The sequence below is a fragment of the Georgenia sp. SUBG003 genome, from assembly GCF_000715355.2.
Classification (GTDB): Bacteria; Actinomycetota; Actinomycetes; order Actinomycetales; family Actinomycetaceae; genus Georgenia.
This window is the reverse complement of sequence record NZ_CP180204.1, coordinates 3,531,857-3,557,531: the sequence shown is the minus strand read 5'-3', so window position 1 is coordinate 3,557,531 and position 25,675 is coordinate 3,531,857. Positions and strand designations below refer to the sequence as shown.

Below are 25,675 nucleotides of genomic sequence, written 5' to 3'. Positions count from 1 at the left end.
CCGGCCGACCCGCCGGGCGTGCTGGGCCGCAGACCCGCCCGCCGCGCGGAGTGGACGCTGGTACCAGCCCTCCTGCGGTTGCGCCTAGACTCGTCTGGTCAGCCGTGCCCTCGACCGTTACCGGAGCCTGTCCCGATGGACCCCACAATCATCATCTTCCTCGCCCTCATGATCGGCATGATGTGGTTCGTCACGAGCCGCGGGAAGAAGCAGGCCGCCGCTCAGCGAGACATGCTGGCCAAGGCTGTGGTGCCCGGCGCCTCCGTGATGACGATCGGCGGGTTCTTCGGCCGGGTGGTCGACGTCGACGGTGACGTCGTCACCCTCGAGAGCCCGTCCGGGGTGGAGACGATCTGGCTCAGGAGCGCGATCAAGGAGGTCAAGGAGCCGCCGTTCGCCGTGGTCGAGGACGACGAGGACGCGGCCGGCACCTCCGCCGTCGTCCCCGACGACGCCTCCGCGCTCGACCCGGGCGCGGGAGGCGGGACCCAGTTCCGCCCGGGCGGCCCCGAGGTCGACGGCAGCGGCCGACTCACCCGTGACGACGAGAGCGGCGAGCCGGGCACCACGCCCCGAGCCTGACCCGGCCCACCCCGAGCGCGCTCTCCGGCGCGCCCTGCACGAGAGAAGACACCGGTGGCGCAACGCCAGAAGAGAGAACGCCCTCGCCGCACGCTCGGCTTCCTCGCCGTCCTCGTGATCGCTCTGTTCGCGTCGTTGTTCGCGGGTACGAAGCTGACCGAGGAAGCCGCGATGACACCGAAGCTCGCGCTCGACCTCGAGGGTGGGACCCAGCTGATCCTCACCCCGAAGACGACCGACGGCTCGGAGGTCACCCAGGAGGACGTCCAGCAGGCGATCGCGATCATCCGCCAGCGCGTCGACGCCTCCGGCGTCGCCGAGGCCGAGATCACGAGCCAGGGCGGGTCCAACATCGTGGTCGCGCTGCCCGGTAACCCGGACGAGGAGACCCTGGACCTGGTGCGCCGCTCGGCGCAGCTGCGCTTCAGGCCGGTCCTGACGGTCGCCGGTCCCGGCACGATCGACCCGGCCGCCTTCGAGGAGGCGCAGGAGACCCCCACCGACGGGGCGACGGAGGAGCCGAGCGCCGAGCCGAGCGAGGAGCCGGCGACGCCGCCCACGCAGGAGGAGATCGAGGCCGCCGCGCTCGAGGCCTCCGACACCGACGGTGACGGCGAGCTCTCCGACCAGCCCGCCGCCGAGCCCGCCAACAGCTCGGACCTGAACTGGATCACCGAGCAGGCGAGCTACGACTTCTACACGCTCGACTGCACCGCGTCCGAGAACCTCGTCGGAGGGGCGCAGGACGACCCGGCCGCCCCGCTGGTCGCGTGCTCCGAGGACGGCAGCGCGAAGTTCATCCTCGGCCCCACCACCCTCGAGGGCACGAACGTGGCCTCGGCGTCCTCCGGGATGGGGGTGAACAGCCAGGGCGGCGCGACCGGTGAGTGGGTCGTCAGCCTGGAGATGGACCGTGAGGGCACGGAGACGTTCGGCGAGTTCAGCGAGCGGCTGCTGAACCTGCAGCCGCCGCAGAACCAGTTCGCCATCGTCCTCGACGGCCTGGTCATCTCCAACGCGACCATGGAGGTCGCGATCTACGACGGCCGGGCCCAGATCAGCGGGAGCTTCACGCCCGACACCGCCGCGAACCTGGCGAACCAGCTCAACTTCGGCTCCCTGCCGCTGGACTTCGAGGTCCAGTCGCAGGAGGAGATCTCCGCGACCCTCGGGTCCGAGCAGCTGTCCAAGGGCATCCTCGCGGGCCTGATCGGCGCGGTCCTCGTCGTGCTCTACATGCTGTGGCAGTACCGGGGCCTCGGTCTCCTCTCGGTCGCCAGCCTCATCCTCGCCGGCATCATCACCTACGGCGTCATCGCCCTGATGTCCTGGCTGGTCGGCTACCGCCTCTCCCTGCCCGGCGTGGTCGGCCTCATCGTGGCGGTGGGCATCACCGCCGACTCGTTCATCGTGTACTTCGAACGCATCCGGGACGAGGTCAGGGAGGGGCGCACCCTCGCCGCCGCCGTCGAGCACGCCTGGCCGCGTGCCCGGCGTACCGTGCTCGCCTCGGACGCCGTGAACTTCACGGCGGCGGCGGTGCTGTACTTCCTCGCTGTCGGCGGCGTGCAGGGCTTCGCGTTCACGCTCGGCCTCACCACGCTCGTGGACATCGTGGTGGTGTTCCTCTTCACCCACCCCGTCATGCAGCTCCTCGTGCGCACCAGGTTCTTCGGCCAGGGGCACAAGCTGTCCGGACTGTCGCCCGAGAGTCTCGGCGCCACGTCCGTGACCTACCGCGGCCGCGGTCGCTTCGGCCCGCCCCGCGCCGGCTCACGCGCCGAGGAGGCACCCGAGCGCGAGCTCGTCGGTGCCGGCGTCGGTGCATCGGCCCGGCTCCGCGCTCTCGCCGATGCCGGACGAGGCCCCGGTGACCAGGGCGACAGGTCGGTCATCCCTCTGTCGTCCGGCCCGAGTTGGTCCCGCGGGACCGGATCCGGGAGCGACGGGGTCTGGACCGGCGCGGGAGCCGGACGGATGATGAGAGCCCCCGGTGTCGCGGGCGAGGAGCGGGGCCATGGCGCCGTCACGGACGATCGTGCGCGCGGCGGCCGCCGCGCTGGTGGCAGCCGTGGCGGCGTGCGCCCCGGACGCCCCGGGCGCCGACGTCGTCGCCGGGACGGCTGCCCCGCCGTCGGCCATCACGGGCGGGCTCGGCCCCACCATCGTCGACACCCTCGAGCGTGACCCGTCGGACTACGGGTTCGGCCAGGTGCGCGCGTTCCTCGTGGTCCAGGACGGCAGGCCCGTGCTCGAGCACTACCGGGAGAGCGCGCCGGAGACCACCTACGACGTGGGGTCGGTGACCACGAGCGTGGTGTCGGTGCTCGTCGGCATCGCCATCGACCGGGGCGACCTGGAGGGCCTGCAGCAGCCTCTGGGGGAGCTGCTCCCCGAGCACGCGGCGGTGATGGTCGACGGCGTCGGGGAGGTGACGCTGGAGGAGCTGCTGACCATGACCGGCGGACTGCCGGCGGCTCCCGTGGACCTCGGCCGGCCCGGCGACGTCGTGGCCGGGGTGCTCGCGGACGGCCTGAGCCTCCCCGCCGGGGAACGGTTCGTCTACTCCGACCGCAGCGCCCACCTGCTCTCCGCGGTACTCTCCCGCGCGACCGGCACCGACGTGCTCGCCTTCGCCCGTGAACACCTCCTCGGCCCCGTGGGGATCGACTCGGAGCCGGCCGCTGAGCCGGTGGCTCCCGAGGCCGACCTGCCGGCGTTCGAGCGAGCCTGGTTCGCATGGCCGGTGGATCCCCAGGGCAGGCACCTGGGCGCGACAGGCCTGAGGATGACGGCGTGGGACATGGTGCGGATCGGCCGGCTCATGGCCGACGGCGGTCGTCGCGAGGGCCGGCAGATAGTCCCCTCCTGGTGGGTGGCCGAGTCGACGAGCGAGCACGTCGAGCCTCACGGGGCCTTCCGGGCGACGGAGGGCTACGGCTTCGGGTGGTGGGTGACGACGGCGGACGGCCGGCCCGCCTTCGCGGCCATCGGGCGCGGCGGGCAGCTCATCGAGGTGGTGCCCGACCTCGACCTCGTCGTCGCCGTCGCGGGCGGCGGTCCCGGCCCGGGCCGAACCGCTGGACCCGACGGCGCTCCTCGACCTCGTGGACCGGGTGGTCGCGCCGGCCCTGTCACCCTGAGCTGCCACGGCCCGGGCCGTGCTCCACCCGGCCGCCCGACGGTTTCCTGGCCCCGGACCACCGGGCCGGAGCATGCTTGGTGTCCCGGCGACGAAGGGGTCGACCCATGGACGGGACGCAGCGGTCCGCGGAGGGCAGGCAGGGGCGGGTGGGGCACGGGTACGGGGGATCCGGGTCGGCTCGGGGCTGGACCCGCAGTTCGACGCCGCGCTCGAGAGGGCGTACGGGCACGCGCGCGACTGGCTCGGCAGCCTCCCTGACCGGCGCGTGCCGGCGCAGGTTGCGGTGGACACGGTCGCGGACGCGCTCGGCCGCGAGCTGCCGGAGGGGCCGACGGACCCCGCCGCCGTCGTCGACCACCTGGTCGCGGCGTGCGAGCCGGGCCTGACCGCCATGCCCTCGGGGAGGTTCTTCGGGTTCGTCATCGGCGGGACGCACCCGGCCGCACTGGCGGCCGACTGGCTCGTGAGCGCCTGGGACCAGAACGCCGTGCTCAGGCAGGTCACGCCCGCCGTGGCGGCGATCGAGGAGGTCGCGGCCACGTGGTTGTCGGAGCTCCTGGGCCTGCCCGACGGCAGTGGCGTCGGGTTCACCACCGGCGCCACCACGGCGAACGTCGTCGGGCTGGCCGCCGGCCGCGACACGCTCCTGCGGCGGGCAGGCTGGGAGCTGGACCGAGGGCTCGCCGGCGGGCCACGGGTGCGGGTGGTCGCCGGCGCCGAGCGGCACGTCTCCGTGGACCTCGCCCTGCGCTACCTGGGCCTCGGCCTGCCCGAGACCGTGGAGGCCGACGGCCAGGGCCGGGTGCGGCCGGACGCGCTGCGCCACGCGCTGGGCGAGGGCAGCGGCGAACCGACGCTGGTGGTCCTCCAGGCGGGCAACATCCACTCCGGCGACTCCGACCCGTTCGCCGAGTGCGTGCCCCTCGCGCACGGCGCCGGAGCGTGGGTGCACGTCGACGGGGCCTTCGGGCTGTGGGCGGCAGCCGCACCGGCACGCCGCCACCTCACTGCCGGGGTGGAGGAGGCCGACTCCTGGGCGACGGACGCGCACAAGACCCTCAACGTCCCCTACGACTGCGGCCTCGCGGCGGTCAGGGACGCCGCCGCCATGCGCACCTCCATGGCGGTGCACGGCGCGTACCTCGTGGAGGACGTGGTCGGGGACCCGCAGGAACGGGTGCTGGAGCTCTCGCGGCGGGCCCGCGGCGTGCCCGTGTGGGCGGTGCTGCGCAGCCTCGGTCGAGACGGCGTGGCAGAGCTGGTGGAGCGACTGTGCCTCCGCGCCCGCCAGCTCGCCGAGGGCGCCGCCCGCCTCGACGGGGCGGAGGTGCTCAACGACGTCGTCTTCACCCAGGTGTGCGTGGCGTTCGGCGACGACGAGCGCACCCGCCGCGTGGTCGAACGGGTCCTCGAGGACGGCACCACCTGGATGACGGGGTCGGTCTGGCAGGGACGTGCGGTGCTGCGGATCTCGGTCAGCAACTTCTCCACCTCCGAGGACGACGTCGCCCGCAGCCTCGACGCGCTCGCCCGGGCGGTGGCCGCCGTCGGGTGAGAGCGGTCGGGAGCCGGACGTTCCCGGAGGCTGTCTGCGGCGCCGTGCGTGCCCACGGATCCCCGCCACGCTCACAGGCGCCCACGGAGCTCAGGCAGCGCGAGGAGGCAGACTTCCTCCTGTGCCCGACCCGATCGCCCGCCTGCTCGCCGACCCGCCCGACCTCCCCGGTGCGGGACGCGCTGAGATCGACCACATCGCCGAGCGCGAGGAGGAGCTGGTCCAGCGCATCGGCCACGCGCGTGCCGAGCTCGCCCGCGTGGAGGAGCAGGTCGCGGCGGCCGAGGCCGTCGAGGGCCGGCTCACCGAGCTGACGGCGGCCGAGGTGGCCGCCGGGGAGCAGCTCGAACGGCGTCGGGCCGAGCTGGCCGAGTTCGACCGGGAGATGGTCGAGGCCCACCGCGTCGCCGAGGAGCAGCTCGAAGAGCTGCGCTCCGCCGTCGAGGGGGTCCGGCAGGACCACGCCGCGGCGGTGGCGCGGGCCGACGAGACCGCCGGCCAGCTCGACGAGCTCACCCGTCGCCGGGAGGAGCTGTCGCGCAGGCACGGCGAGCTCGTCCACGAGCACGAGGCGCTGACCGTCGCGCACCAGGCGCTGACGCGTGAGCAGGAGGAGCTCGGTCGCCGGCACGCCGGGGCGGTCGCCGAGTACGAGGAGCTGACCCGCCTCCACCAGGACCTCGGCCGCCGGCACGAGGAGCTCGCCGGCGAGCTGGAGACGCGCCGGGCCGAGCTGGCCGAGGCCGAGGGTGCCGTCGCCGCCGCGCGTGCCGAGCTCGTGGACCTCGGTGAACGTGTCGCGGTCCAGGACCTGGGGCTCTACGACTACCGCCACCCCGCGGAGGACTCCCCCGCGCTCGCCACCCAGCTCGCCGCCCTGCGCGAGACGATCGTGGAGACCCTGCGCGCCGGCGAGGCGATCACCGCCCCGAAGAACTTCAAGCTCGGCCACTCGGCCGCCAAGGGGCAGCAGGTCGTGGCGGAGGTGACCGCCCTCAGCCTGCGCGCCTACAACGCCGAGGCCGAGAACGCGGTGCGCACCGCGGGTCCCGGGGGCATCGACGGTGCTCTCACCCGGCTGATCCGCGCGCGCGACGCCGTCGCCCGGCACGGCGCGTGGATCGGCGTGGCGATCACCGACAGGTACCACGCGCTGCGCGCCCAGGAGATCGAGATGGCGGGCGAGCACAAGATCCGCAAGGAGCGCGAGGAGGCCGCCGCGGCGGCTGCCCCTGCGGCGTCTGGCACGGCCCTTCCGCCGGAGTACGTCCCGGGTGGTTCCGGCTACGGCGCCGGGTACGGCACCGGCGCGCCCGCGTACGGCACCGGGGCACCCGGGTACGGCGCCGGCTCCGGCAACCCGCCCGGTACGCCCGGTCACGCACCCGACGGCGGCCAGGTTCCCGGGCCCGGGACGCCCGGCTGGGAGCCGCCCTCGCCGGTGACCTCCAACGGCCGGTTCAGCCACTAGCGGGAAGGGACGGACGTGGACGACGACGTGCACCGCAGGTTTCCTCCGCCTACCGCCGCTGACCGGGTCGACGACGTCGACGCCGAGGGGACGGTGCCGGAGGGAAGGCCGAGGTCCCGCAGGTCCCGCCTCGCGCCCCCCGCGGCGGACCAGCGGGTCGAGCTGTCCCGGCCCCGGCAGCGCTACCTGGCGTGGGTGGTGCTGGTCACCCTCCTGGGCATGGCCGTGGCGGTCTACTTCCTGTTCTGACCGGAGCGAGCGCCGCCGCGCGGGCTTCGCAGCCGGCCTCAGGGCCCCGCGAGGGTGACGGCCGGGACGACCTGCGGTTCACCTCGCCGACGGTAGAGGCGTCCGTGCGGCCGGCGCCGGTGTGGGTGGCGGCTGACAGACTCCGCATCGTCGCGCTTCCCCAGGGTGGTCGGGCGCGGTTGACAAGCGTCGTTCCCGGACGAACACTGGAGGTCGATCGAACGTGCGTTCGAGGATGTGCCGGACGTGTGGCGAGGAGGAGTCATGAGGACCTCGCTCACGGCTGTGCCCACCACCGGAACCCATGACGCCACCCGTGATCCGCACGCCCGCCTGGCCGCGGCCCGCGCCGCGCTGAACCGCGCGGAGACGGCAGCCGGGCTGCGCACCCGCCTGGGCGGACCCGGGCTGAGCACCAGCCCGGTCCGTCACGGGCGATCCCGGCCGCGTCCCGGACGCGCCGCCGGTGTCCGGTCCCGCACTCAGCAGCGTCGCGCCGGCCGGGCCACGCGGAGCGCACGACGGCGCGGCCGCCGGCACCGTCTCGGCGCCCGACCCGTTCGGTCCCGGCGCCGACCGGAGCCTGCCCGTCCCGCAGGTCCTCGCCCCGCTCTTTCCCGGCGGCGCCCTCGCGCGCGGCAGCGTGGTCCAGGTGTCCGGGTCCACCTCCGTGCTGCTGGCGCTCGCCGCGGCCGCCGGGTCCGACGGCGCCTGCGGGCTCGGCCGCCCGGCTCGGCGCGGCGGACTGCGACTGCTTCGGTGCAGCGGTCCGCCCGGTGCCGTTGCCGTCGCCGCGGGCCTCGCGGATGGCGGCGACAAGGTCGCTCTTGCGCATCTTCGCCGTGCCCTTGAGCCCCATCTCGCCCGCGAGGGCCTGGAGCTCCGGGAGGCGGAGAGTGGTCAACGAGCCCCGACGCGGTGCGGCAGTGCCGGTGGTGGGGGCGTCGACAGTTTCGGTCACGAGGTTCCTTCCCTCGGTGAAACGTCCTCGGATCGTCGGTGCAAGGACGCGGGTCGGTTCGCCCAGCCGGAGGGGCTGGGTGGTGTGGGGGCCCCGGGCGCGGCCGCAAGATGCGCGTGGCGGTCGGGGCAGATGCTCCGTCTGTACGAAGACGCGGTCGACGCACCCAGGTGCGCGGAGACGTCCGCAGGGAGTCGGTGCACTCACGATGCTACCAGCCCTGACGGGCCGGTGCGGCACGATCCGGACGTGTGGCTCGACCCACGTCGCCGGAACTGCCGCGGTCAGCCCGCCAGGTACGCGCCGGAGGCGGCGACGCCGGGCTCGAGCACCTGCCAGCCGTGCTGCTCGAGCGTGCGGGCGGTGGCGTCGTCGAGCCGCTCGAGGACCAGCACGCTCGGGCCGCGCCGGAGACGACGGCGGGCCAGGTAGCCGGCGACGCGTCCCCGCGCGGTGGAGGTGTCGCTGGGGCCGGTGAGCAGGCCGACCCGCCGGTGCCCGAGGTCGAGCAGATGACCCGTCGCCTCCGCGGCGGCCGCTTCGTTGTCGACGGACACCACGGAGGCGTCGTCGACGCCGGCGACGCTGCGGTCGACGAACACCAGCGGGACCTCGCGGCTGCGGAGCCCGACCCACGCGTCGGTGTTGTCGGCCGTCGGGGTCGCGATCACCCCGCTCACCCGGCGTTCCCGGAGCGTGGCGATGCACTCGGCCTCCAGGCCCGGGTCCTCCCGGGTGGTCATGAGGATCACCTGCAGGCCGCGTGCGCGGCCCTCCCAGACCACCTCGTCCGCCAGCCTGGCGAAGAAGGGGTTGGTCACGTCGGCGAGCACCAGGCCGAGCGTGCTCGTCGACGTCGCCCGCAGGTCGCGTGCGTCGCGGCGCGGGACGTAGCCCAGCTCGCCGATCGCGGCGGTGACCTTGGCGCGGGTGCCCTCCGAGACGGGGCCGGTCCCGGGGTTCATCACGCGGGAGACGGCGGCGACGGAGACCCCGGCGCTCAGCGCGACGTCACGGATGGTCGGCGGCTTGGCAGACATGCGGGCAACCCCTAGTTGTGTAACAAGTGTGGAACCGTTTACAGTGAGCGTCATCATACCGCCGCGGGCAGTGATCGCCCACCGCGGCGCTTTCCCCCTTGGAGGCTGAACCCATGAACCTGCACCACCTTCTCCTCGAGCGCGAAGAATCCGGACGGCCCATCCGCGTCGGCCTCATCGGCGCCGGCCGGTACGGGACGATGTTCCTGGCGCAGGTCCGAAACACCCCGGGCATGCACGTCGTCGGGATCGCCGACATCAACGTCGAGCGGGCCCGCAACGCCCTCTCCCTCGTCGACTGGCCGCAGGAGGCCGTCGCGGGAAGCGTCGAGGAGGCGCTGGCCGGCGGTGGCACGGTCGTGCTCGACAACGCCGGTCCGCTGCTCGACGCCGACCTGGACGTGATCGTCGAGGCGACCGGCAACCCCGTCGTCGGCACGGACCACGCGCTGCGCGCGATCCGCACCGGCAAGCACATCATCATGGTGACGGTGGAGGCGGACGCCCTGTGCGGACCGGCCCTGGCCGCCGAGGCCGAGAAGGCCGGCGTCGTCTACTCGCTCGCCTACGGCGACCAGCCCGCCCTCATCTGGGAGCTGGTGGACTGGGCCCGCACGTCCGGCTTCAAGGTCACCTGCGCCGGCAAGGGCGCGAAGTACCTGCCGCACTACCACCAGATGAACCCCGACAACGTCTGGGAGAACTGGGAGTTCTCCAAGGAGCTCACCGAGTCCGGACAGCTCAACCCGTACATGCACACCTCCTTCCGCGACGGGACCAAGGCGGCCATCGAGATGGCGGCGGTCGCCAACGCGGCCGCGCTGTTCCCGTCGGACGAGGGGCTGACCTTCACGCCCGGCGACGTCGAGGAGATCGCCACCGTCTGCCGTCCCTCCGTCGACGGCGGCGTGCTGGCGCACAACGGGTCCGTGGACGTCATGAGCTCCGTGACCCGCGACGGTGAGTGGATCGACCACAACACCCAGGAGGGCGTCTTCGTCGTCGTCGAGGCGACCAACGACTACGTCTCCGGCTGCTTCACGGAGTACCCGTGGCACCCGGACCCCAGCGGTCGCTACGCGGCCCTCTACCGCCCCTACCACTACGTGGGCCTCGAGCTCGGCGTCTCCATCGCCAACGCCGCGCTGCGGGGCGTGGCCACCGGCAGCCCCGTCGGCTTCTACGCCGACGTCGTCGCCACCGCCAAGAAGGACCTGCGCGCGGGCGAGGTGCTCGACGGCGAGGGCGGCTACTGCGTGTGGGGCAAGCTCGTCTCGGCGCGGTCGTCGGTGGAGAAGGGGGCACTGCCGGTGGCCCTGGCCCACGGCACGCGCCTCGTGCGCGACGTCGCCGCCGGCCAGGTGGTGACGTGGGACGACGTCGAGATGGTGGAGGGCATGGACAACGCGCTCGCCATGCGCCGCGCGACCGAGGCGCTCATGGTCGAGCCGGCCCTGGCCGAGCGGGTCTGATGACGGGCGTCAACCCGGGGGACGTGGGGCTGCTCGGTCTCGGAGCGATGGGCGCGCCGATGGCTCGCGCCCTGGTCGCCGCCGGCCTGGAGCCGTGGGTGTGGAACCGCACCGCGGCCAAGGCCGAGCCGTTCGCCGAGACCGGCGCGCACGTCGCGGCCGCACCTGCCGATGCGGCGAGGCCGGTGACGCTCACCGTGCTGGCGGACCTGCCCGACCTCGAGGAGGTCGTCGACCGTCCGGACGGCCTCCTCGCGGGCTGGCGCGCCGCCGGCGTCGCCGCCCCGGTGCTGGTCGTCATGGGCACGGTGTCGCCGACCGGGGTGCGGCAGCTCGGGGCTCGGCTCGCGGGGCACGGGGTGCGCGTCTCGACGCCCCGTGTCCGGAGGGGGTGCTCGGGGGCCGAGGCCACCCCGACCCCGGCCGCGTCGGACGGCGTCTGGTCGTCCGCCCCGAGGGCGGGCGGGTCCAGGGCGGCCTCGGCTCCCAGCGTGCCGACGACGCCGTGACGGACGACGCCCGCGGCCTCCTCGCCTCCGGGCGCACCGAGACCCTCGAGTACGGGCCCGACGGCGAGCGCCGCGGCCAGGGCATGCGGGTGTTCGTCTCCTCCCACGCCCCCCGCCCGCGGATGCTGGTCTTCGGGGCGATCGACTTCGCGGCCGCCGTGGCGGGGATCGGGGCGTTCCTCGGCTACCAGGTGACCGTGTGCGACGCCCGGCCCGTCTTCGCCACCGCCTCGCGGTTCCCCGACGCCCACGAGGTGGTGGTGCGCTGGCCGCACGAGTACCTCGCCGAGGAGATCGACGCCGGCCGGATCGGCTCGCGCACCGTCCTGTGCGTGCTCACCCACGACCCGAAGTTCGACGTCCCGCTGCTCACCGCCGCCCTCACGGGGCCGGCCGTCGCCTACGTCGGGGCGATGGGCTCGCGCCGCACGCACACCGACCGGCTGCGGCGTCTGCGCGAGAGCGGGCTGACGGGCGAGCAGCTGGCGAAGCTCTCCTCCCCGGTGGGGCTCAACCTCGGCGCCCGCACGCCGGAGGAGACCGCGGTGAGCATCGCCGCGGAGATCATCGCCCTGAGGTGGGGCGGCGACGGCGGGCGGCTCACCGAGACCTCCGGCCCCATCCACCAGCACGCCGCGGCGTTCGCGGAGGCCGCGCCGCCCGTGCCGCCCGCGAGGCCCGAGGAGGACGCCAGGGGCATAGGCCTGGAGCAGGACGCCGAGCCGGCGGCGATCCCGGACGACGCCCGGCTGAGGAGCCTGGAGGAGGACGCCGAGCTGGCGGCGATCCAGGACGACGCCGAGCTCGCCTCCATCGAGGACGACCCGTCGGACGACGACGACCGTGACCCCGACGACCGTGACCCCGACGACCGTGACCCCGACGACGACGGCGCCATGACGCGGTCGTGACCTCCGCGTGCGATCCGGGTCACCGAAATGCTTGCCCGTTCTCCCGATGCCCGACATGATCCGAGGTGACGACGACGTCCCTACCTGGAGGATCCATGACACGCATCTCCGTGACCGTCGACGGCGCCCGGTACACCGACGAGGTCGAGCCCAGGACGCTCCTGGTGCACTACCTGCGTGAGTCCCTCGGGAAGACCGGGACCGTCGTCGGGTGCGACACCTCGAACTGCGGGGCCTGCACCGTCCACCTCGACGGCCGGTCCGTGAAGTCCTGCAACGTCCTCGCCGTGCAGGCCGACGGCCACGAGGTCACCACGATCGAGGGACTGGCCGCCGACGGCGAGCTCCACCCCGTCCAGCAGGCCTTCCACGACTGCCACGCCCTGCAGTGCGGCTTCTGCACGCCGGGCATGATCATGCAGGCCGCCGACCTGGTCGCCCACACCCCGGACCTCACCGAGGAGAAGATCCGCGAGGGCATGGAGGGCAACCTCTGCCGGTGCACCGGGTACCACAACATCGTCAGGGCCGTGCAGCAGGCCGCCGCGCAGCCCGTGCCCGTCATGGAGGTGCAGCCGTGACCGCCGTGGAGGACCGGCCGACCACAGAGGTCGGCGCCGCCCGGAAGCGCAAGGAGGACCGCCGGCTCGTCACCGGGCGCACCCGGTGGACGGACAACATCGTCCTGCCCGGGATGCTGCACCTGTCCATGGTGCGCAGCCCCTTCGCCCACGCACGCATCGCCGCCATCGACACGACCGCCGCTGAGGCGTCCGACGGCGTGGTCGCCGTCCTGACCGGGCGCGACGTCGCCGACGTCCAGGGCTCGCTGCCCAACGCCTGGCCGGTCACGCCGGACCAGAAGGCCCCGCCCCACCCCGCCGTCGCCGTCGACCGGGTGGCCTTCGCCGGCGAGATCGTCGCCGTCGTGGTCGCGCGCAGCGCGGCGGCCGCCCGGGACGCGGCCGAGCTGGTGGACGTCGACTACGAGGAGCTGCCCGCCGTCGTCGACCTCAGGGAGGCGGCCGCCGACGCGGTGCTCGCCCACCCGGAGCTGGGCACCAACGTCTCCGCGGTCTGGACGTTCGACTCGGCCGCGGCCGGCACGGGCACCGACGTCGAGGACGCGATCCGCGACGCCGAGGTGCTGATCGAGCGCGAGTTCCGTCAGCAGCGGCTCATCCCGTCCTACATGGAGCCGCGCTCGACGGTCGTCGACCCCACCGGTGAGCAGTTCACCATGTGGTCCGCCACCCAGGTGCCGCACATCCTCCGGCTCATGCTCGCCCTGACCCTCGGGGTGCCGGAGTCGAAGGTGCGGGTCATCGCCCCCGACGTCGGCGGCGGGTTCGGCGGCAAGCTCCAGGTCACGCCGGAGGAGGTCATCACCTTCCTCGCCGCCCGCCGCACCGGCAAGCCGTGCAAGTGGACCGAGACCCGCAGCGAGTCGCTCCTCTCCGGCCACCACGGCCGCGACCAGTTGCAGAAGCTCACCCTCGCGGCGAGGAGGGACGGCACGGTCACCGGCCTGAAGGTCGAGCTGACCGCCGACATGGGCGCCTACCTCGGCCTCGTCACCTCCGGGGTGCCGATCCTCGGCGCGTTCATGTTCAACGCCATCTACAAGTTCCCCGCCTACCACTTCACCTGCACGAACGTCTTCACCAACAAGACGTGGACCGACGCCTACCGCGGCGCCGGCCGGCCCGAGGCCACGTTCGCGATCGAGCGGATGATGGACGAGCTCGCCGTCGAGCTCGGCACGGACCCGCTGGCCGTGCGGGAGAAGAACTGGATCAGGCACGAGGAGTTCCCCTTCACGACGGTGGCCGGGCTCGAGTACGACTCCGGCAACTACGAGGCGGCGACGGCGCGGGCCAAGGAGCTCTTCGGCTACGACGAGCTGCGCCGCGAGCAGGCCGGGCGGCGCGCGAGCGGCGACCCGGTGCAGCTGGGCATCGGCATCTCCACGTTCACCGAGATGTGCGGGCTGGCGCCCTCCCGGGTGCTCGGTGCGCTGAGCTACGGCGCCGGCGGCTGGGAGCACGCGTCGGTCCGGATGCTGCCGTCCGGGAAGGTGGAGGTCGTCACCGGCTCCTCGCCGCACGGGCAGGGGCACGAGACGGCCTGGAGCCAGATCGTGGCCGACCGGCTCGGGGTGCCGTTCGAGGACGTCGAGGTCCTGCACGGCGACACCCAGATCTCCCACAAGGGGCTGGACACCTACGGCTCCCGCTCGCTCGTCGTCGGCGGGCAGGCGGTGGTCAGGGCCGCCGACAAGGTTCTCGAGAAGGCCCGCCCGCTCGCCGCGCACGTCCTCGAGGCCGCAGAGGAGGACCTGGAGTTCACCGGCGGGAAGTTCCAGGTGCGCGGCACCGACGCCTCGATCGGGCTCACCGACCTGGCCCTCGCCGTCTTCGCCGCTCACGACCTGCCCGACGGGATGGAGCCGAGCCTCGACGCCGACGCCACCTACGACCCCGTGAACTTTTCCTACCCGCACGGCACCCACCTGTGCGCGATGGAGGTCGACACCGAGACCGGGCAGTCGAAGATGCGCAGCTACGTGTGCGTGGACGACGTCGGCACGATCGTCAACCCCCTCCTCGTGGAGGGGCAGATCCACGGCGGTCTCGTGCAGGGCATCGCGCAGGCGCTGTGGGAGGAGGCCGTGTACGACGAGCAGGGCACCTTGGTCACCGGCTCCTTCGTGGACTACACCCTGCCCACCACGGCCGACACGATCTCCTTCGTCACCGACAACACCGTCACGCCGTCGACGACGAACGACCTGGGCACCAAGGGCGTCGGCGAGGCGGGGACCATCGCCTCGACCCCGGCGGTCGTCAACGCCGTGCTCGACGCCGTCCGGCACCTCGGGGTCAGGGACATCACCATGCCGCTGACGCCGGCGAAGGTGTGGCGAGCCGTCCAGGACGCCACGGCCGACGGCGCAGCCTCCGCCGTCGGGAAGGCTGCTGCCGACGGCCCGGACGCGACGGTCGACGCCATCGTCGCGGGCACGGCCGCCGGTCCTCCGCCGTCGGCCCCGGCGGCCCGGAGCACACGGGCGAGGTGTGGGCCGTCCTCGGGCCCCGGGTCGACGACGGCGACCTCGCCGCCGCCCGGCGCACGCAGCAGCCACGTGTTCGTGCCCTCGAGCGTCATCACACCGGGGTTGGGGGCGAGGACGCAGGAGGCGCGCCCGCTCAGCCGACCGCCCGTCCAGGTCGTGGCCGTCATGGCGTCAGGGTAGCCGCGCGGACCCGGCCGGGCCCGTTCCCGGCAGGACGCGACCCCGGGCTCGGACCCCGCCGGTCCCGGCCTGGCGGCCCTGCCGGAAAACTGCTGGGCAGGCCGGGGACCCTCGCGTACCGTCGTCGTGTGACCCACGCCATCCAGGCCGTCGGTCTGGCCAAGCGGTACGCGCAGGTCGTCGCGCTCGACGACGTCAGCCTCGAGGTGCCCACCGGCACCGTGCTGGGCCTCCTCGGCCCCAACGGTGCGGGCAAGACCACCTGCATCCGGATCCTCACCACGCTCCTGCGCCCGGACTCCGGGCAGGCTCGGGTGGCCGGCGCCGACGTGCTGCACGAGCCCGGCCTCGTGCGCGAGCGCATCGGGGTCTCGGGGCAGTACGCCGCGGTCGACGAGTACCTGACCGGGTTCGAGAACCTGGACATGATCGGCCAGCTCTACCACCTGGGACGGCGCCGCTCGCGGGAGAGGGCCCGCGAGCTGCTCTCCAGGTTCCGGCTCGAGGACGCCGCGGACCGGCCGACGAGAACGTACTCGGGCGGCATGCGCCGTCGTCTCGACCTCGCGGGGGCGCTCGTCGCGGACCCGCCCGTGCTGTTCCTCGACGAACCCACGACAGGGCTGGACCCACGCTCCCGGCTGGACATGTGGGAGGTGATCCAGACGCTGGTGGGCGGCGGGACCACGGTGCTGCTCACCACGCAGTACCTGGAGGAGGCCGACCAGCTCGCCGACGACATCGTGGTGATCGACCACGGCCGCACCATCGCCCGCGGCACCGCCGACCAGCTCAAGCGCCAGGTGGGCGGCGAGCGGCTGGAGATCGTGATGACCGACGCCGGCCAGCTGGCCCGGGCGCGGGCGCTCCTGGAGCCGCTTGCCACCGGCCCGGTGACCCACGACGAGCGCACCCGCCTGCTCGTGCTGCCCACCGCCGGCGGGACCCGGCCCCTGGTGGACGCGCTGCACCTGCTCGACGACGCCCGCCTCCCGGTCGACGACATCGGCGTGCGTCGGCCGACCCTGGACGACGTCTTCCTGACCCTGACCGGGCACGCGGCGGAGGAGCAGCCGGAGGCGGACGACGAGGCCGCGGCTCCGCCCGCCGGCCAGGACGGCCGTCGTGGCGGGCGCGGCAGCCGGGCGCGCGAGAGCGTGCGGGAGGCGCCATGAGCCTGCGCAGCGCCGTGAACGACGGTCGCGTGGTCGCCCGGCGCAACCTCATCAAGATCAAGCGGGTGCCCGACCTGCTCGTCTTCACCACCCTGCAGCCGATCATGTTCGTGCTGCTCTTCGCCTACGTCTTCGGCGGTGCCATCGACTCGGAGGGGGGCGGTGCGGCCTACCGGGAGTTCCTCATCGCCGGGATCTTCGCGCAGACGGTCGTCTTCGGCGCCACGATCACCGGCGCCGCGCTCGCGGAGGACATCAAGAAGGGCATCATCGACCGCTTCCGCTCCCTCCCCATGTCCGGCTCCGCGGTGCTCGTGGGGCGCACCCTCTCCGACGTCGTGAACAACGTCCTCGTGCTGCTCGTCATGGGGCTCACCGGACTGGTCGTGGGCTGGCGGATCCGCACGTCCGTCCCCGAGGCGCTGCTGGGGTTCTTCCTCCTGCTGCTCTTCGCCTATGCCATCTCCTGGCTGATGGCGTGGATCGGGATGCTCGTGCCGACGCCGGAGGTCGTCAACAACGCCGCGTTCATCGTGATCTTCCCGCTGACGTTCGTGGCCAACACGTTCGTCCCGCTGGAGTCCCTGCCGGGGCCGCTGCAGACCTTCGCCGAGTGGAACCCGGTCTCGGCGGTCACGCAGGCCGCCCGGGACAACTTCGGCAACCCGGACCCGAACCCGCTCGCGCCCGAGCCGACGTCCTGGGCGCTGCAGAACCCGGAGCTGTACACGGTCCTGTGGGCCGGGGCGTTCCTCCTGATCTTCATCCCGCTCGCCACGTGGCAGTACCGGCGCTCCACGAGCCGGTGACCCGATGGGTCGCCAGGGCAGCCTGCGGCGCTGGGTGGGACTGTGCGCGCTGGCCGAGGCCGTCGGCATGACGGCGGCCGCCACGGCCGCCCGCGTCGCCACCCGCCTCGCGGATGGACCGGCGGGCGCGGCGGGAGCGCTGGGCGTCGTCGTCCTGGGCGGGCTTGTCGAAGGCACGGTGATCGGCCTGGCCCAGGCCGCGGCGCTGCGGCCCTCGGTGCGCGGGCTGCGGACGGGCTGGTTCGTCGGGGTGACCGTGGCCGTCGCGGGCCTCGGCTGGGCCGCCGGCTCAGCCCCGTCCGTCCTGGCGGGCGACGCGCGGCCCTCCGGCGACTCCACCGAGGTGATGGACCTCGGGGAGCTGGAGGCCGCGCGGACGGCCTCGGAGGGGAGGGTGACCGGACCCGACGGGGCGGAGGAGCCCGACGGCGTGGAGAGCCGCCTGCTGCGCCGGACCCCGTTGCGCGAACGCACCGGACGTGCGAGCGCCGTGCCGGCTCCGGAGAGCACGGCCGTCCTGGCGGCGACGGCGACCGCCACCGGGCACGAGTCGTCCCTCTTCAGCGGCTCGCGGGAGGCGGAGGAACGGGCCCAGGCGTTCAGCGGCCCGGGCGAGCACGTGTACGAGGAACGGGAGCAGACCGCGGAGCGCCGCGCCGCGGACGACCGCGCGGCACAGGTGGGCGGAGCCGGCGACGACGGCGTCACGTCGTCGCTGCCCCCGGTGGACGAGGGCGTGGCACCCTCGGGGGTTCCGGCGGACGACCGGCGCCGTGGTTCCCGGGAGGAGCCGCCCACGAAGATCCTCGGCCGCGACGCCGCGCCTCACGCCGGCGAGGACGGCTGAGCCGCCGCCGCGTGCGCCCCGGCACCCGCGTGACGCACCATTGACCCATGACGAAGATCGAGAAGACCGACGAGGAGTGGCGGGCAGAGCTCGACGACTTCGAGTTCCAGGTGCTGCGGCGGGCCGCCACGGAGCGCCCGTTCACCGGAAAGCTCCTGGGCGAGGACCGTGAGGGCATCTACCGCTGCCGGGCCTGCGGCGCGGAGCTGTTCCGCCCGCACACCAAGTTCGAGGCGCACTGCGGCTGGCCCAGCTTCTACGCGCCGACGGACTCCGACGCCGTCGAGCTGGTGGAGGACCGTTCTCACGGCATGGTCCGCACCGAGGTCCGGTGCGCGGCGTGCGGTTCCCACCTGGGGCACGTCTTCGACGACGCGCCGCAGACCCCCACCGGCGAACGTTTCTGCATGAACTCGGTCTCGCTCACGTTCGAGGCCGACGGCGAGGCGGCCGGGTCCTGACCGGACCCGCCGTGCGCGTCCTCACCCTCAACCTCCAGCACGCCGCCCCCGGCCCGGACCGCCGCCGACCCAGGTCGGGGGTGCGAGGAGTCGTCGAGGACGTCTTCACCACCGCGTAGAGCGTGCCGTCCGACGCCGCGGCGACGTTGATGTGGCGTCCGCGAATCCCGAGCCCGCGGAGGCTGCGTAGGCCGCTCCAGGAGACTCGTCGCCGCCCCAGGTGCCCGGCGCCGCGCCGTTGGCGTGGAACCGGAAGCCGAAGAGGTCGGAACGCTGGTCCGACCACATGACGCCCACACCGCCGGACATCGCGGTCACCACGGCGATGTCGTCCTCGGTGATGCCCGTCTCGAGGGTGACGGGGCCGGAGAAGGAGCTGTAGGGGGAGTCGGCGTACCTGACCTGCACCGAGCTCTCGGTGTCGTAGCCCAGCCACATCCGTCCGGTGCCGTCGATGTCGATGGTGGCGGTCTCGCTCCCCGGGAGACTGACGGGCGTGGAACCCGGCCGGGCGCTCCAGGGTCTGTAGCTGCGGGAGCCGGAGTCGTACTGCAGCGACACAAGCTTGCTCGACCCGCCGTGGAGCAGCACGTGCACCACACCGCCGACCGCCTTGACGTCGGCCCGCAGCGTCGTGTCGTCGCTCAGCTGGTAGACGTCCGACCAGCCGCTGCCGTCGTGGCCGCCACACCCAGGTGCCGGAGACGTGGGGCAGGACGGCCCACCATGCACCGGCGTACTTCCACGTCGGGACCGGGGCGAAGAGCCCGGCGAGCATCTGCAGAGTCCCGATGACCGCGTGGTGCCGACCGCGGACGTGCGCCGCTCGTGCGCGAGCACGGCGGCGACCTGGTCGTCGTCCAGGCCGTCGAGCGTGCCCTGGGTCAGGACGATGCCGTCGCGTCGGCGGGGCAGGGCGTAGGCGGTCCGCTCGGCCGAGGGGACGACCCACGCCGCCGTGCCCTGCACCTGCCGCAGCTCGGCCACGGCGGCGAGCGTGCGCAGCTGGCGGCGCAGCTCCCGGCGGTACGCGATCAGTCGCACGGCCGCGTAGCCCAGCAGCCCGACCACCACGGCGGCGGGGACGAGGAGGAGCAGGTAGGTCGGGAGCACCTGCGTCGTCCACGGTACCGACGCGAAGGGGTTGGACGCCGTGAGGCAGCGACGGCACACCGCGCCGGCCGGACCGGGAAGGCCTGGACCGGCGACCGTCCACGCGAGCAGCGGCCCGACGCTGAGCAGCCCGAGCGCCCACAGCACCGCCGAGGAGGCCCACAACGCCATGCCCCACCTGGGGCGTGCGCTCAGTGCCGGGGCGAGCCGTCCGAGGAGAGCCGGCCCAGCGGTGGCCCCGAGCAGCAGGAGGGCCGTCAGTGCGGCGGCGACGGTCAGCACGGTCACGGCGAGCTCTGCCCGTCGGTGCCCCGGCCGGTCCCGCCGTCGGCAAGGAGGCCGCGCAGGAGCGCGACGTCACCGTCGGACATCGACTCGACGAAGTGCAGCAGGGAGGCCTCCCGGTCGGCGCTGGAGGACAGGGCCTCCGTCATGAGCCCGGCGACGTATGCGCCGCGGTCGTGCAGCGGGCGGTAGGCCCACGTGCGGCCCGCCGGCACTCGCTCCACCAGCCCCTTCTTGACGAGGTTGTTCAGGACGGTGGCGATCGTGGTGTAGGCGAGGGTCTGCGAGGTCTGCTCCAGCACGTCGCGCGTGCAGAGCTCGGTCGGGCAGTCCCAGAGGATCTCCATGACCTCCTTCTCGAGCGTGCCGAGCCGGGGGAGGTGCGCCTCAGCCACGGGCTACCGCCGCGGGCAGGGGGCAGGCGACCTGGCCGCGCAGCCGCACCAGCAGGGCCGCGGCCGTCAGGGCCAGGCCGGCCCCGGCGAGCAGCGGCTGGACGGGCGCGAACCAGGTCAGCGCGGCCCGTGTAGCCCGAGGGCCAGCAGCACGATCTTGTTGCACACCGGGCAGCCCACGGCGAACCAGGTGATGCCGTGTCCGGTCGGCTGGCCGGGTCGGGTGCCGTGTCCGGTCGGCTGGCCGGGTCGGGTGCCGTGTCCGGTCGGCTGGCCCGGTCGGGCGCAGCCTTCCGGCCCGTTCCGCCGTCGCCCCGATTTCCCGGTTCGTGGTGTCGATGGCATATCTTTGTTGACCGGATCACCTTTCCGGGGCCCGCGTCGCCCCGGTTCACGCAAAGAGGCGCTCGTCCCGAGAGCCGCAACGAGGAGGAACCACAGATGTCGAATGCTGAGCTCAGCCCGGCGAAGTTCGAGGTAGACGGGAAGACGCTCGAGTTCGACCGCGTGCCCGCCGTCGAGGGGAACGACGGGGTGAACATCTCTTCGCTGCTGAAGGAGACGGGCCTCGTCACGCTCGACCCGGGCTTCACGAACACCGCGTCGACCACGTCCGCGATCACCTACATCGACGGCGGGGCGGGCATCCTCCGCTACCGCGGCTACCCGATCGACCAGCTGGCCAAGGGCTCGAACTTCCTCGAGGTGGCCTACCTGCTGATCTACGGCGAGCTGCCCGACGCGCAGACTCTCGAGGCCGTCGAGCGCCGCATCAAGCGGCACACCATCCTCCACGAGGACTTCAAGGCGTTCTTCACCGCCTTCCCGCACAACGGGCACCCCATGGCCATCCTCCAGGCGGGCATCGCCGCCCTCGCCACCTACTACCAGCACACGCTGGACCCGCACGACCCCTACCAGCGCGAGCTCTCCACCGTGCTGCTCATGGCCAAGGTGCCGACGATGATCGCGTCCATCGCCAAGCGCGCCAACGGTCTGCCGCTGCTCTACCCCGACGCCTCGAAGGGGTACGTCGAGGACTTCATCCGGATGACGTTCGGGCTGCCCTACCAGCGCCACGACATCGACCCGGCGATCGTCAAGGCCCTCGACATGCTGCTCATCCTCCACGCGGACCACGAGCAGAACTGCTCCACCTCCACGGTCCGCATGGTCGGTTCCTCGCACGCGAACATCTACGCCTCGGTCGCTGCCGGCGTCGGCGCGCTGTCCGGTCCGCTGCACGGCGGCGCCAACGAGGCGGTGCTGGAGATGCTCACCAAGATCCAGGCCGGAGGCGGCGACGCCACCGAGTTCATGAAGAAGGTCAAGAACAAGGAGGACGGCGTCCGCCTGATGGGCTTCGGCCACCGGGTCTACAAGAACTACGACCCGCGCGCCGCCATCGTCAAGGAGGCCGCGCACGACGTGCTGGCGCGCCTGGGCAAGGACGACGAGCTGCTCGACATCGCCATGGGGCTCGAGGAGATCGCCCTCAACGACGACTACTTCATCGAGCGCAAGCTCTACCCGAACGTCGACTTCTACACGGGTCTGATCTACAAGGCGATGGGCTTCCCCACGCAGATGTTCACCCCGCTGTTCGCGCTCGGCCGCCTGCCCGGCTGGATCGCTCAGTACCGGGAGATGATCGCGGACCCGGCGACGAAGATCGGCCGCCCGCGCCAGGTCTACACCGGCGCCGCCGAGCGCGACTTCGTGCCGCTCGACCAGCGCTGACGCCCCCAGCGGCCCTTTAGCCGACGAACGCCCCGACCGGCCGGTCGGGGCGTTCGTTGTCGTGGCCCCGCTGCGCGCGATGCACGGAGCGACTGGGGGTCGCGCGCCGACTGTGCCAGCCATCGAGTGCTGGTGTTCGTGCACGCCGCGGTGGTCCGGCGGCGTCGAGTGCTGGTGTTCGTGCACGCCGCGGTCTTCACCGGCCGGTGCGCCCGGCGGTTCACCCGCACTGGGCGTCTGCGTGCGCACTGGGTGGCCGCGGAGCCTCGCTACCGCCTGCGGTCGCGACGCGCTGGCAGGATGCCTGCCTGCGCCAGGAGCCTGCCGAAGACCTTGATGCCGAACGCCTCGTCCCATACCCAGCGCACGACGCCACGGCACCGCCGGCGCAACCGGTCCTCGCGCCGCTTCTCCACCCAGACCACCTCTTCGGGCGGCACCCCGTCCGCGTAGCCGTCCGGCTGGTACTTCACCCGGCCGTCGAACTCGCCGGCCACGTCGACGTCCTCCCACCAGAAGTCAGATCGTCCGATGAGCCCCTGCTCGTCGAAGAACTCGCGCTGCAAGTGCGGTATCGGTACCCCCAGCACGTACATCTGCGCTCGGCTCACAGACTCCCCGACGGACTCGGCCCTGGCATCCGCCTTCTCCACGACGGACAGTGCGCGTCGGAACCCCCCGTCGACCACGCACCTCCTCGAGTGCCGTCCGCAGGTCCTCCACGGTCGCCGCGCCCGTCCGGAGCGCGAAGTCGGCAGCGGCCAACCCGGACATGAAGCTCCGTGTCCTCGCCAGGTCGATCACCGTTCGGGCCGGACCCGTCACAGCAATCCCGTCGACCATCACGACGTCGGGAACGTTCTGGACGCCGTGCCTGCGTATCCACGCACTCGATCTACCCCCTGAGGAGGTCCGGTCGGTCACCTGCACCTGATCCGGTATGGGGCCAACAAGCGGGATGCCGAGCAGGGCCGCCGCCGACTCGTGCGAGACAACGGGCCTGGTCCGCATGCCCTCGACGGTGGCGATCACGACCAGCCTGTGCCGCTCGTCCTGCCGAGCGTCGCTCCACGCGCCAGCGTCGACATAAGCACCGGGGCGCACCTTCGCGAGGGTTCTGCCCACCGCCCGCCGAGCTGCTCGTGGGTCCTCGCCGAGCTCCGCGAGGTCACGAGAGAGAAGCAGACCGGACGGGTGTCCTTGGAGGAGACCGGTAGCGGTGTCTGAGGGGTCGGAGCGTCTCGCGGCAGAAGGGCCCATCGGCCGAGCGTGCCCGAACGAGCACCATGATGGCGGAGCGGGTGTGGACAGCAGCGCCGGCGGGAGCCGTGCACATGGTGCGGCTGACCGCCCGTGCGGCCTCTTTCACCCACTGCGCTCAGAACGCCGTGCGCGGTCGCCCGGGATGGCGGCGGTGGGCGCGGACGGCGGCGGTGGGCGCGGACGGCGGTGGCGGGCGAGCATCAGGCGGCCGAGCGGGCACGCGAGGCGGCGGAGGTCGCGCAGCGCGAGCCCCAGGGCGCCGAGGTTCCCGCGCCCCGGGCGGCGCAGCTCTCGCGCCGGCAGCTGCGCGAGGCCGCGAACGTGGCGGCTGCGTCGGCGACGGCCCCGGCATCTCCCACCCAGGAGCCGCGCACCACTCCGGCGACGGCCGGGTCCCCGGACGAGGCGCGGGCCGAGCTCACCGGAGCTCCGGCGGACGGGGCGACCGTCTCCCGGGGCCGCAGCAACGCCGTCACCGAGGTTCTGCCCTCCGCCGAGACGTGGGCCCTGCGTCCCGACATCGTGCACGTGTCGGAGGCCCCGCAGTCCCGCCGCGCACTCCGGCACACCTCCAGGACTCCCGCGCGGACGACCCACGGTCGCTCCTGGGCGCCACGGGCAGCAGTGCTCGGCGCGATGGGGACGCTGACCATCGTGGCCCCGCTGACCGGCTTCGCGGCCCCCGACGCCGAGCGGGCCGAGGCCGTGTCCGCCGTCGCCCCCGAGAAGAGCATGCTCGACGCGTTCGAGCCGCAGGTCGCCGCGGCTGTCGCGCCGGTGCCCGCGAGCCTCCTGAAGGACCCCGCGGCCTCGAGCCGCGCCACGGTGCTGCAGACGTCCCGCGCAGCCGACCGCGACGCGCTCACGTGTGCGCCGCTCGACGGCGCCAGCGGGGCCCGTGCGGCCGTCACGGACCGCGCGGAGCAGCTCGTGCGACCGGTCGCGGAGGGCATGTACCGCAACTCCTCCCTCTACGGGAACCGCTCGCACCCCGTCTCGGGCTCCTACGGCTTCCACACCGGAACCGACTACGCCGCCCCGCTGGGCACGCCGATCCACGCCGTCGCCGACGGCACCGTCGAGTACGTCGGCGTCGGCAAGGACGGCCGGTCGAGCATGCTTGTGATCCTGCGCCACGAGATCGACGGGCAGACCGTCTACAGCTGGTACGTGCACATGTACCAGGACGGCATCCACGTCGCGGAGGGGCAGGAGGTCGCCGCGGGCGACGTCATCGCCGAGGTGGGGAACAACGGCAACTCCACGGGCCCGCACCTGCATCTCGAGATCCACCTCGACGACCAGGGGACCACGACCGACCCGCTCGCGTGGCTCGAGCAGCACGGGGCCGTCGAGGTCGCGGCGGTCTGCTGACCGAGTCGTCACGGCTGTCTGTCCGGCTCTCTCCGAGGCGTCCGACGTCCGGTCCGGGATGGCCCGGCAGGTCTGTGCGCGGACGGGGGCTCGGCCGCGCGGTCCGGCCGTACCGACCGACGGCGCGCGGTCAGTCCAGAAGGGCGTGAAGTCGCAGCGCCAGCTGGACCTCGAGCTGGCGGTCAGGGGTGTTCCAGCCCTCGCCGAGCAGGTGGGTGATCCGCTCGAGGCGCTGGGTGACGGTGTTGGCGTGGACGTGCAGCGCCGAACCCGTGCGGCCGAGGTTGCCGCCGTGCGCGAAGTAGGTGCGGAGCGTCTCGACGAGCGCGGTGCCGCGCTGGGCGTCGTAGTCGAGCACGGGCCCGAGCACGGAGCCCACGTAGGCGGGCACGTCCCGGTCGTCGCCGAGCAGGAGTCCCACGAAGCCGAGGTCGTCCACGCCGGCCACCTCGCCCCGGCGGCCCAGGACGAGCAGCGTCTGCAGGCAGCGGGCGGCCTCGTTACGGGCGGCGGCGATCTCGGCCGGACCGCGCGCCGGTCCGGCCGTGCCCGCGGTCACGGGCAGGCCGGTCGCCCGGCGGAGCTCCGCGCTGACGATCCGGGCGGCCTCGCGCGGCTCCGTGCGAGGCAGGACCAGGACGAGGCGACCGTCCTGGAGCGTCGAGCAGGCCGCCGTGCCCGCCCGACAGGAACGCGGCCGCCCCCACCGCCCGGGAACGGTCGCCCGAGGACCTCCGGTGACGACGACGGCGTGCGGGGCGTCGAGGTCCGCCCCCGCCGAGCCGGGCACGCTCGCGCAGCCCCTGCGGGTCCCGTCCCAGCAGGACGTCGTCGAGCAGCTCGCCGCGCACCCGCTCCTCGGCGGCGGCGACGGACCGGCGGAACAGCAGCTGAAGTGCGGTGACGAGGGCGGCCCGCTCCAGGATGCGGCGGTCCGCCTCGTCGAGGGGCTCCTCCCGGCGCAGCACGAGCGCGGCGAGCGCCTCCCCGCCCGCGAGCACCGGAGCTGCCACGACGCCCTCGCCGGTGCAGGTGCGGCTGGTCGTCACGGCGAGCCGCGCG

General features: G+C 73.5%; 23 protein-coding genes and 2 pseudogenes. 17 read left to right on the top strand and 8 right to left on the bottom strand.

Annotation, left to right across the window (positions count from 1 at the left end; all coding sequences use genetic code 11):
- Positions 1 to 135: 135 nt before the first annotated feature.
- From yajC to DA06_RS18595, 6 genes are all read left to right on the top strand, one after another.
- Positions 136 to 582: a preprotein translocase subunit YajC gene (gene yajC, locus DA06_RS18620; protein WP_052436960.1), complete on the top strand. Its 447-nt coding sequence runs from the start codon at positions 136 to 138 to the stop codon at positions 580 to 582.
- A gap of 54 nt (positions 583 to 636) precedes the next feature.
- Positions 637 to 2,769, top strand: a complete 2,133-nt coding sequence (gene secD, locus DA06_RS18615) for a protein translocase subunit SecD (RefSeq protein WP_418605708.1) — start codon at positions 637 to 639, stop codon at positions 2,767 to 2,769.
- Positions 2,654 to 3,985, top strand: a complete 1,332-nt coding sequence (locus DA06_RS18610; protein ID WP_418605707.1) for a serine hydrolase domain-containing protein — start codon at positions 2,654 to 2,656, stop codon at positions 3,983 to 3,985. Before secD ends, DA06_RS18610 begins: the two co-directional genes overlap by 116 nt.
- The gene (locus DA06_RS18605) at positions 3,894 to 5,282 is read left to right on the top strand and encodes a pyridoxal phosphate-dependent decarboxylase family protein (protein WP_418608084.1); all 1,389 of its coding nucleotides are present in this window, start codon (positions 3,894 to 3,896) and stop codon (positions 5,280 to 5,282) included. The genes DA06_RS18610 and DA06_RS18605 overlap by 92 nt, the downstream gene beginning before the upstream one ends.
- A gap of 121 nt (positions 5,283 to 5,403) precedes the next feature.
- Positions 5,404 to 6,753: a DUF4041 domain-containing protein gene (locus DA06_RS18600; protein ID WP_418605706.1), complete on the top strand. Its 1,350-nt coding sequence runs from the start codon at positions 5,404 to 5,406 to the stop codon at positions 6,751 to 6,753.
- 15 nt (positions 6,754 to 6,768) lie between these two features.
- Positions 6,769 to 7,002 carry a hypothetical protein gene (locus DA06_RS18595; RefSeq protein WP_043502947.1) on the top strand — a complete coding sequence of 78 codons (234 nt, stop codon included), beginning with the start codon at positions 6,769 to 6,771 and terminating at the stop codon, positions 7,000 to 7,002.
- Positions 7,003 to 7,279: 277 nt separating this feature from the next.
- On the opposite strand, the gene DA06_RS18590 is transcribed toward DA06_RS18595, so the two are convergent.
- Together DA06_RS18590 and DA06_RS18585 are read right to left on the bottom strand one after the other, a co-directional pair.
- Positions 7,280 to 7,963 (bottom strand): Rho termination factor N-terminal domain-containing protein, encoded by a 684-nt coding sequence (locus DA06_RS18590; protein ID WP_418605704.1) that lies wholly within the window; start codon positions 7,961 to 7,963, stop codon positions 7,280 to 7,282.
- A gap of 284 nt (positions 7,964 to 8,247) precedes the next feature.
- The gene (locus DA06_RS18585) at positions 8,248 to 9,003 is read right to left on the bottom strand and encodes a LacI family DNA-binding transcriptional regulator (RefSeq protein ID WP_418605703.1); all 756 of its coding nucleotides are present in this window, start codon (positions 9,001 to 9,003) and stop codon (positions 8,248 to 8,250) included.
- Between the two features lie 113 nt (positions 9,004 to 9,116).
- On the opposite strand from DA06_RS18585, the gene DA06_RS18580 reads away from it, so the two are divergent.
- From DA06_RS18580 to msrB, 9 genes and pseudogenes are all read left to right on the top strand, one after another.
- The gene (locus DA06_RS18580; protein WP_043502934.1) at positions 9,117 to 10,475 is read left to right on the top strand and encodes an NAD(P)H-dependent oxidoreductase; all 1,359 of its coding nucleotides are present in this window, start codon (positions 9,117 to 9,119) and stop codon (positions 10,473 to 10,475) included.
- A complete protein-coding gene (locus DA06_RS18575; protein ID WP_418605702.1) occupies positions 10,475 to 10,984 on the top strand; it encodes an NAD(P)-binding domain-containing protein in 510 nt (169 codons plus the stop codon). The genes DA06_RS18580 and DA06_RS18575 overlap by 1 nt, the downstream gene beginning before the upstream one ends.
- Positions 10,882 to 11,610, top strand: a pseudogene (locus DA06_RS18570) (XdhC family protein); the annotation flags it as partial. The gene DA06_RS18575 and the pseudogene DA06_RS18570, both read left to right, overlap by 103 nt.
- 380 nt (positions 11,611 to 11,990) lie before the next feature.
- Positions 11,991 to 12,476, top strand: a complete 486-nt coding sequence (locus DA06_RS18565; protein WP_043502926.1) for a (2Fe-2S)-binding protein — start codon at positions 11,991 to 11,993, stop codon at positions 12,474 to 12,476.
- A complete protein-coding gene (locus DA06_RS18560; RefSeq protein WP_418605700.1) occupies positions 12,473 to 15,151 on the top strand; it encodes a xanthine dehydrogenase family protein molybdopterin-binding subunit in 2,679 nt (892 codons plus the stop codon). The genes DA06_RS18565 and DA06_RS18560 overlap by 4 nt, the downstream gene beginning before the upstream one ends.
- A 128-nt stretch (positions 15,152 to 15,279) precedes the next feature.
- Entirely contained in the window at positions 15,280 to 16,326 is a 1,047-nt protein-coding gene (locus DA06_RS18555) for an ATP-binding cassette domain-containing protein (RefSeq protein WP_418605699.1), read from the top strand.
- Positions 16,323 to 17,135, top strand: a complete 813-nt coding sequence (locus tag DA06_RS18550; protein WP_043502918.1) for an ABC transporter permease — start codon at positions 16,323 to 16,325, stop codon at positions 17,133 to 17,135. Before DA06_RS18555 ends, DA06_RS18550 begins: the two co-directional genes overlap by 4 nt.
- Positions 17,136 to 17,139: 4 nt before the next feature.
- Positions 17,140 to 17,982: a hypothetical protein gene (locus tag DA06_RS18545; RefSeq protein ID WP_418605697.1), complete on the top strand. Its 843-nt coding sequence runs from the start codon at positions 17,140 to 17,142 to the stop codon at positions 17,980 to 17,982.
- A 47-nt stretch (positions 17,983 to 18,029) separates the two neighbouring features.
- Positions 18,030 to 18,443, top strand: a complete 414-nt coding sequence (gene msrB / locus DA06_RS18540) for a peptide-methionine (R)-S-oxide reductase MsrB (protein ID WP_052436958.1) — start codon at positions 18,030 to 18,032, stop codon at positions 18,441 to 18,443.
- Positions 18,444 to 18,548: 105 nt separating this feature from the next.
- On the opposite strand, the gene DA06_RS18535 is transcribed toward msrB, so the two are convergent.
- From DA06_RS18535 to DA06_RS18525, 3 genes are read right to left on the bottom strand one after another with little or no spacing between them, the layout of a single operon-like run.
- The gene (locus DA06_RS18535) at positions 18,549 to 19,844 is read right to left on the bottom strand and encodes a M48 family metalloprotease (protein ID WP_418605696.1); all 1,296 of its coding nucleotides are present in this window, start codon (positions 19,842 to 19,844) and stop codon (positions 18,549 to 18,551) included.
- Positions 19,841 to 20,236, bottom strand: a complete 396-nt coding sequence (locus DA06_RS18530) for a BlaI/MecI/CopY family transcriptional regulator (protein WP_418605695.1) — start codon at positions 20,234 to 20,236, stop codon at positions 19,841 to 19,843. Before DA06_RS18530 ends, DA06_RS18535 begins: the two co-directional genes overlap by 4 nt.
- The gene (locus tag DA06_RS18525) at positions 20,229 to 20,402 is read right to left on the bottom strand and encodes a hypothetical protein (protein WP_418605694.1); all 174 of its coding nucleotides are present in this window, start codon (positions 20,400 to 20,402) and stop codon (positions 20,229 to 20,231) included. The genes DA06_RS18530 and DA06_RS18525 overlap by 8 nt, the downstream gene beginning before the upstream one ends.
- A gap of 275 nt (positions 20,403 to 20,677) precedes the next feature.
- Here DA06_RS18525 and DA06_RS18520 point away from each other — a divergent pair, with 275 nt between their 5' ends.
- Positions 20,678 to 21,976, top strand: a complete 1,299-nt coding sequence (locus tag DA06_RS18520; RefSeq protein ID WP_043502895.1) for a citrate synthase — start codon at positions 20,678 to 20,680, stop codon at positions 21,974 to 21,976.
- 269 nt (positions 21,977 to 22,245) lie between these two features.
- Here DA06_RS18520 and DA06_RS18515 read toward each other — a convergent pair whose 3' ends face one another.
- Complete coding sequence (locus tag DA06_RS18515; RefSeq protein WP_052436957.1) at positions 22,246 to 22,665, bottom strand: hypothetical protein; 420 nt, start codon at positions 22,663 to 22,665, stop codon at positions 22,246 to 22,248.
- Between the two features lie 37 nt (positions 22,666 to 22,702).
- Positions 22,703 to 22,987: pseudogene (locus tag DA06_RS18510) on the bottom strand (type IV toxin-antitoxin system AbiEi family antitoxin); the annotation flags it as partial.
- 438 nt (positions 22,988 to 23,425) lie between these two features.
- On the opposite strand from DA06_RS18510, the gene DA06_RS18505 reads away from it, so the two are divergent.
- Positions 23,426 to 24,613, top strand: a complete 1,188-nt coding sequence (locus DA06_RS18505; protein WP_418605693.1) for a M23 family metallopeptidase — start codon at positions 23,426 to 23,428, stop codon at positions 24,611 to 24,613.
- A 130-nt stretch (positions 24,614 to 24,743) separates the two neighbouring features.
- Here the strand turns inward: DA06_RS18505 and DA06_RS18500 are convergent, their stop codons facing one another.
- The gene (locus DA06_RS18500; protein WP_418605692.1) at positions 24,744 to 25,403 is read right to left on the bottom strand and encodes a PucR family transcriptional regulator; all 660 of its coding nucleotides are present in this window, start codon (positions 25,401 to 25,403) and stop codon (positions 24,744 to 24,746) included.
- Positions 25,404 to 25,675: the final 272 nt, after the last annotated feature.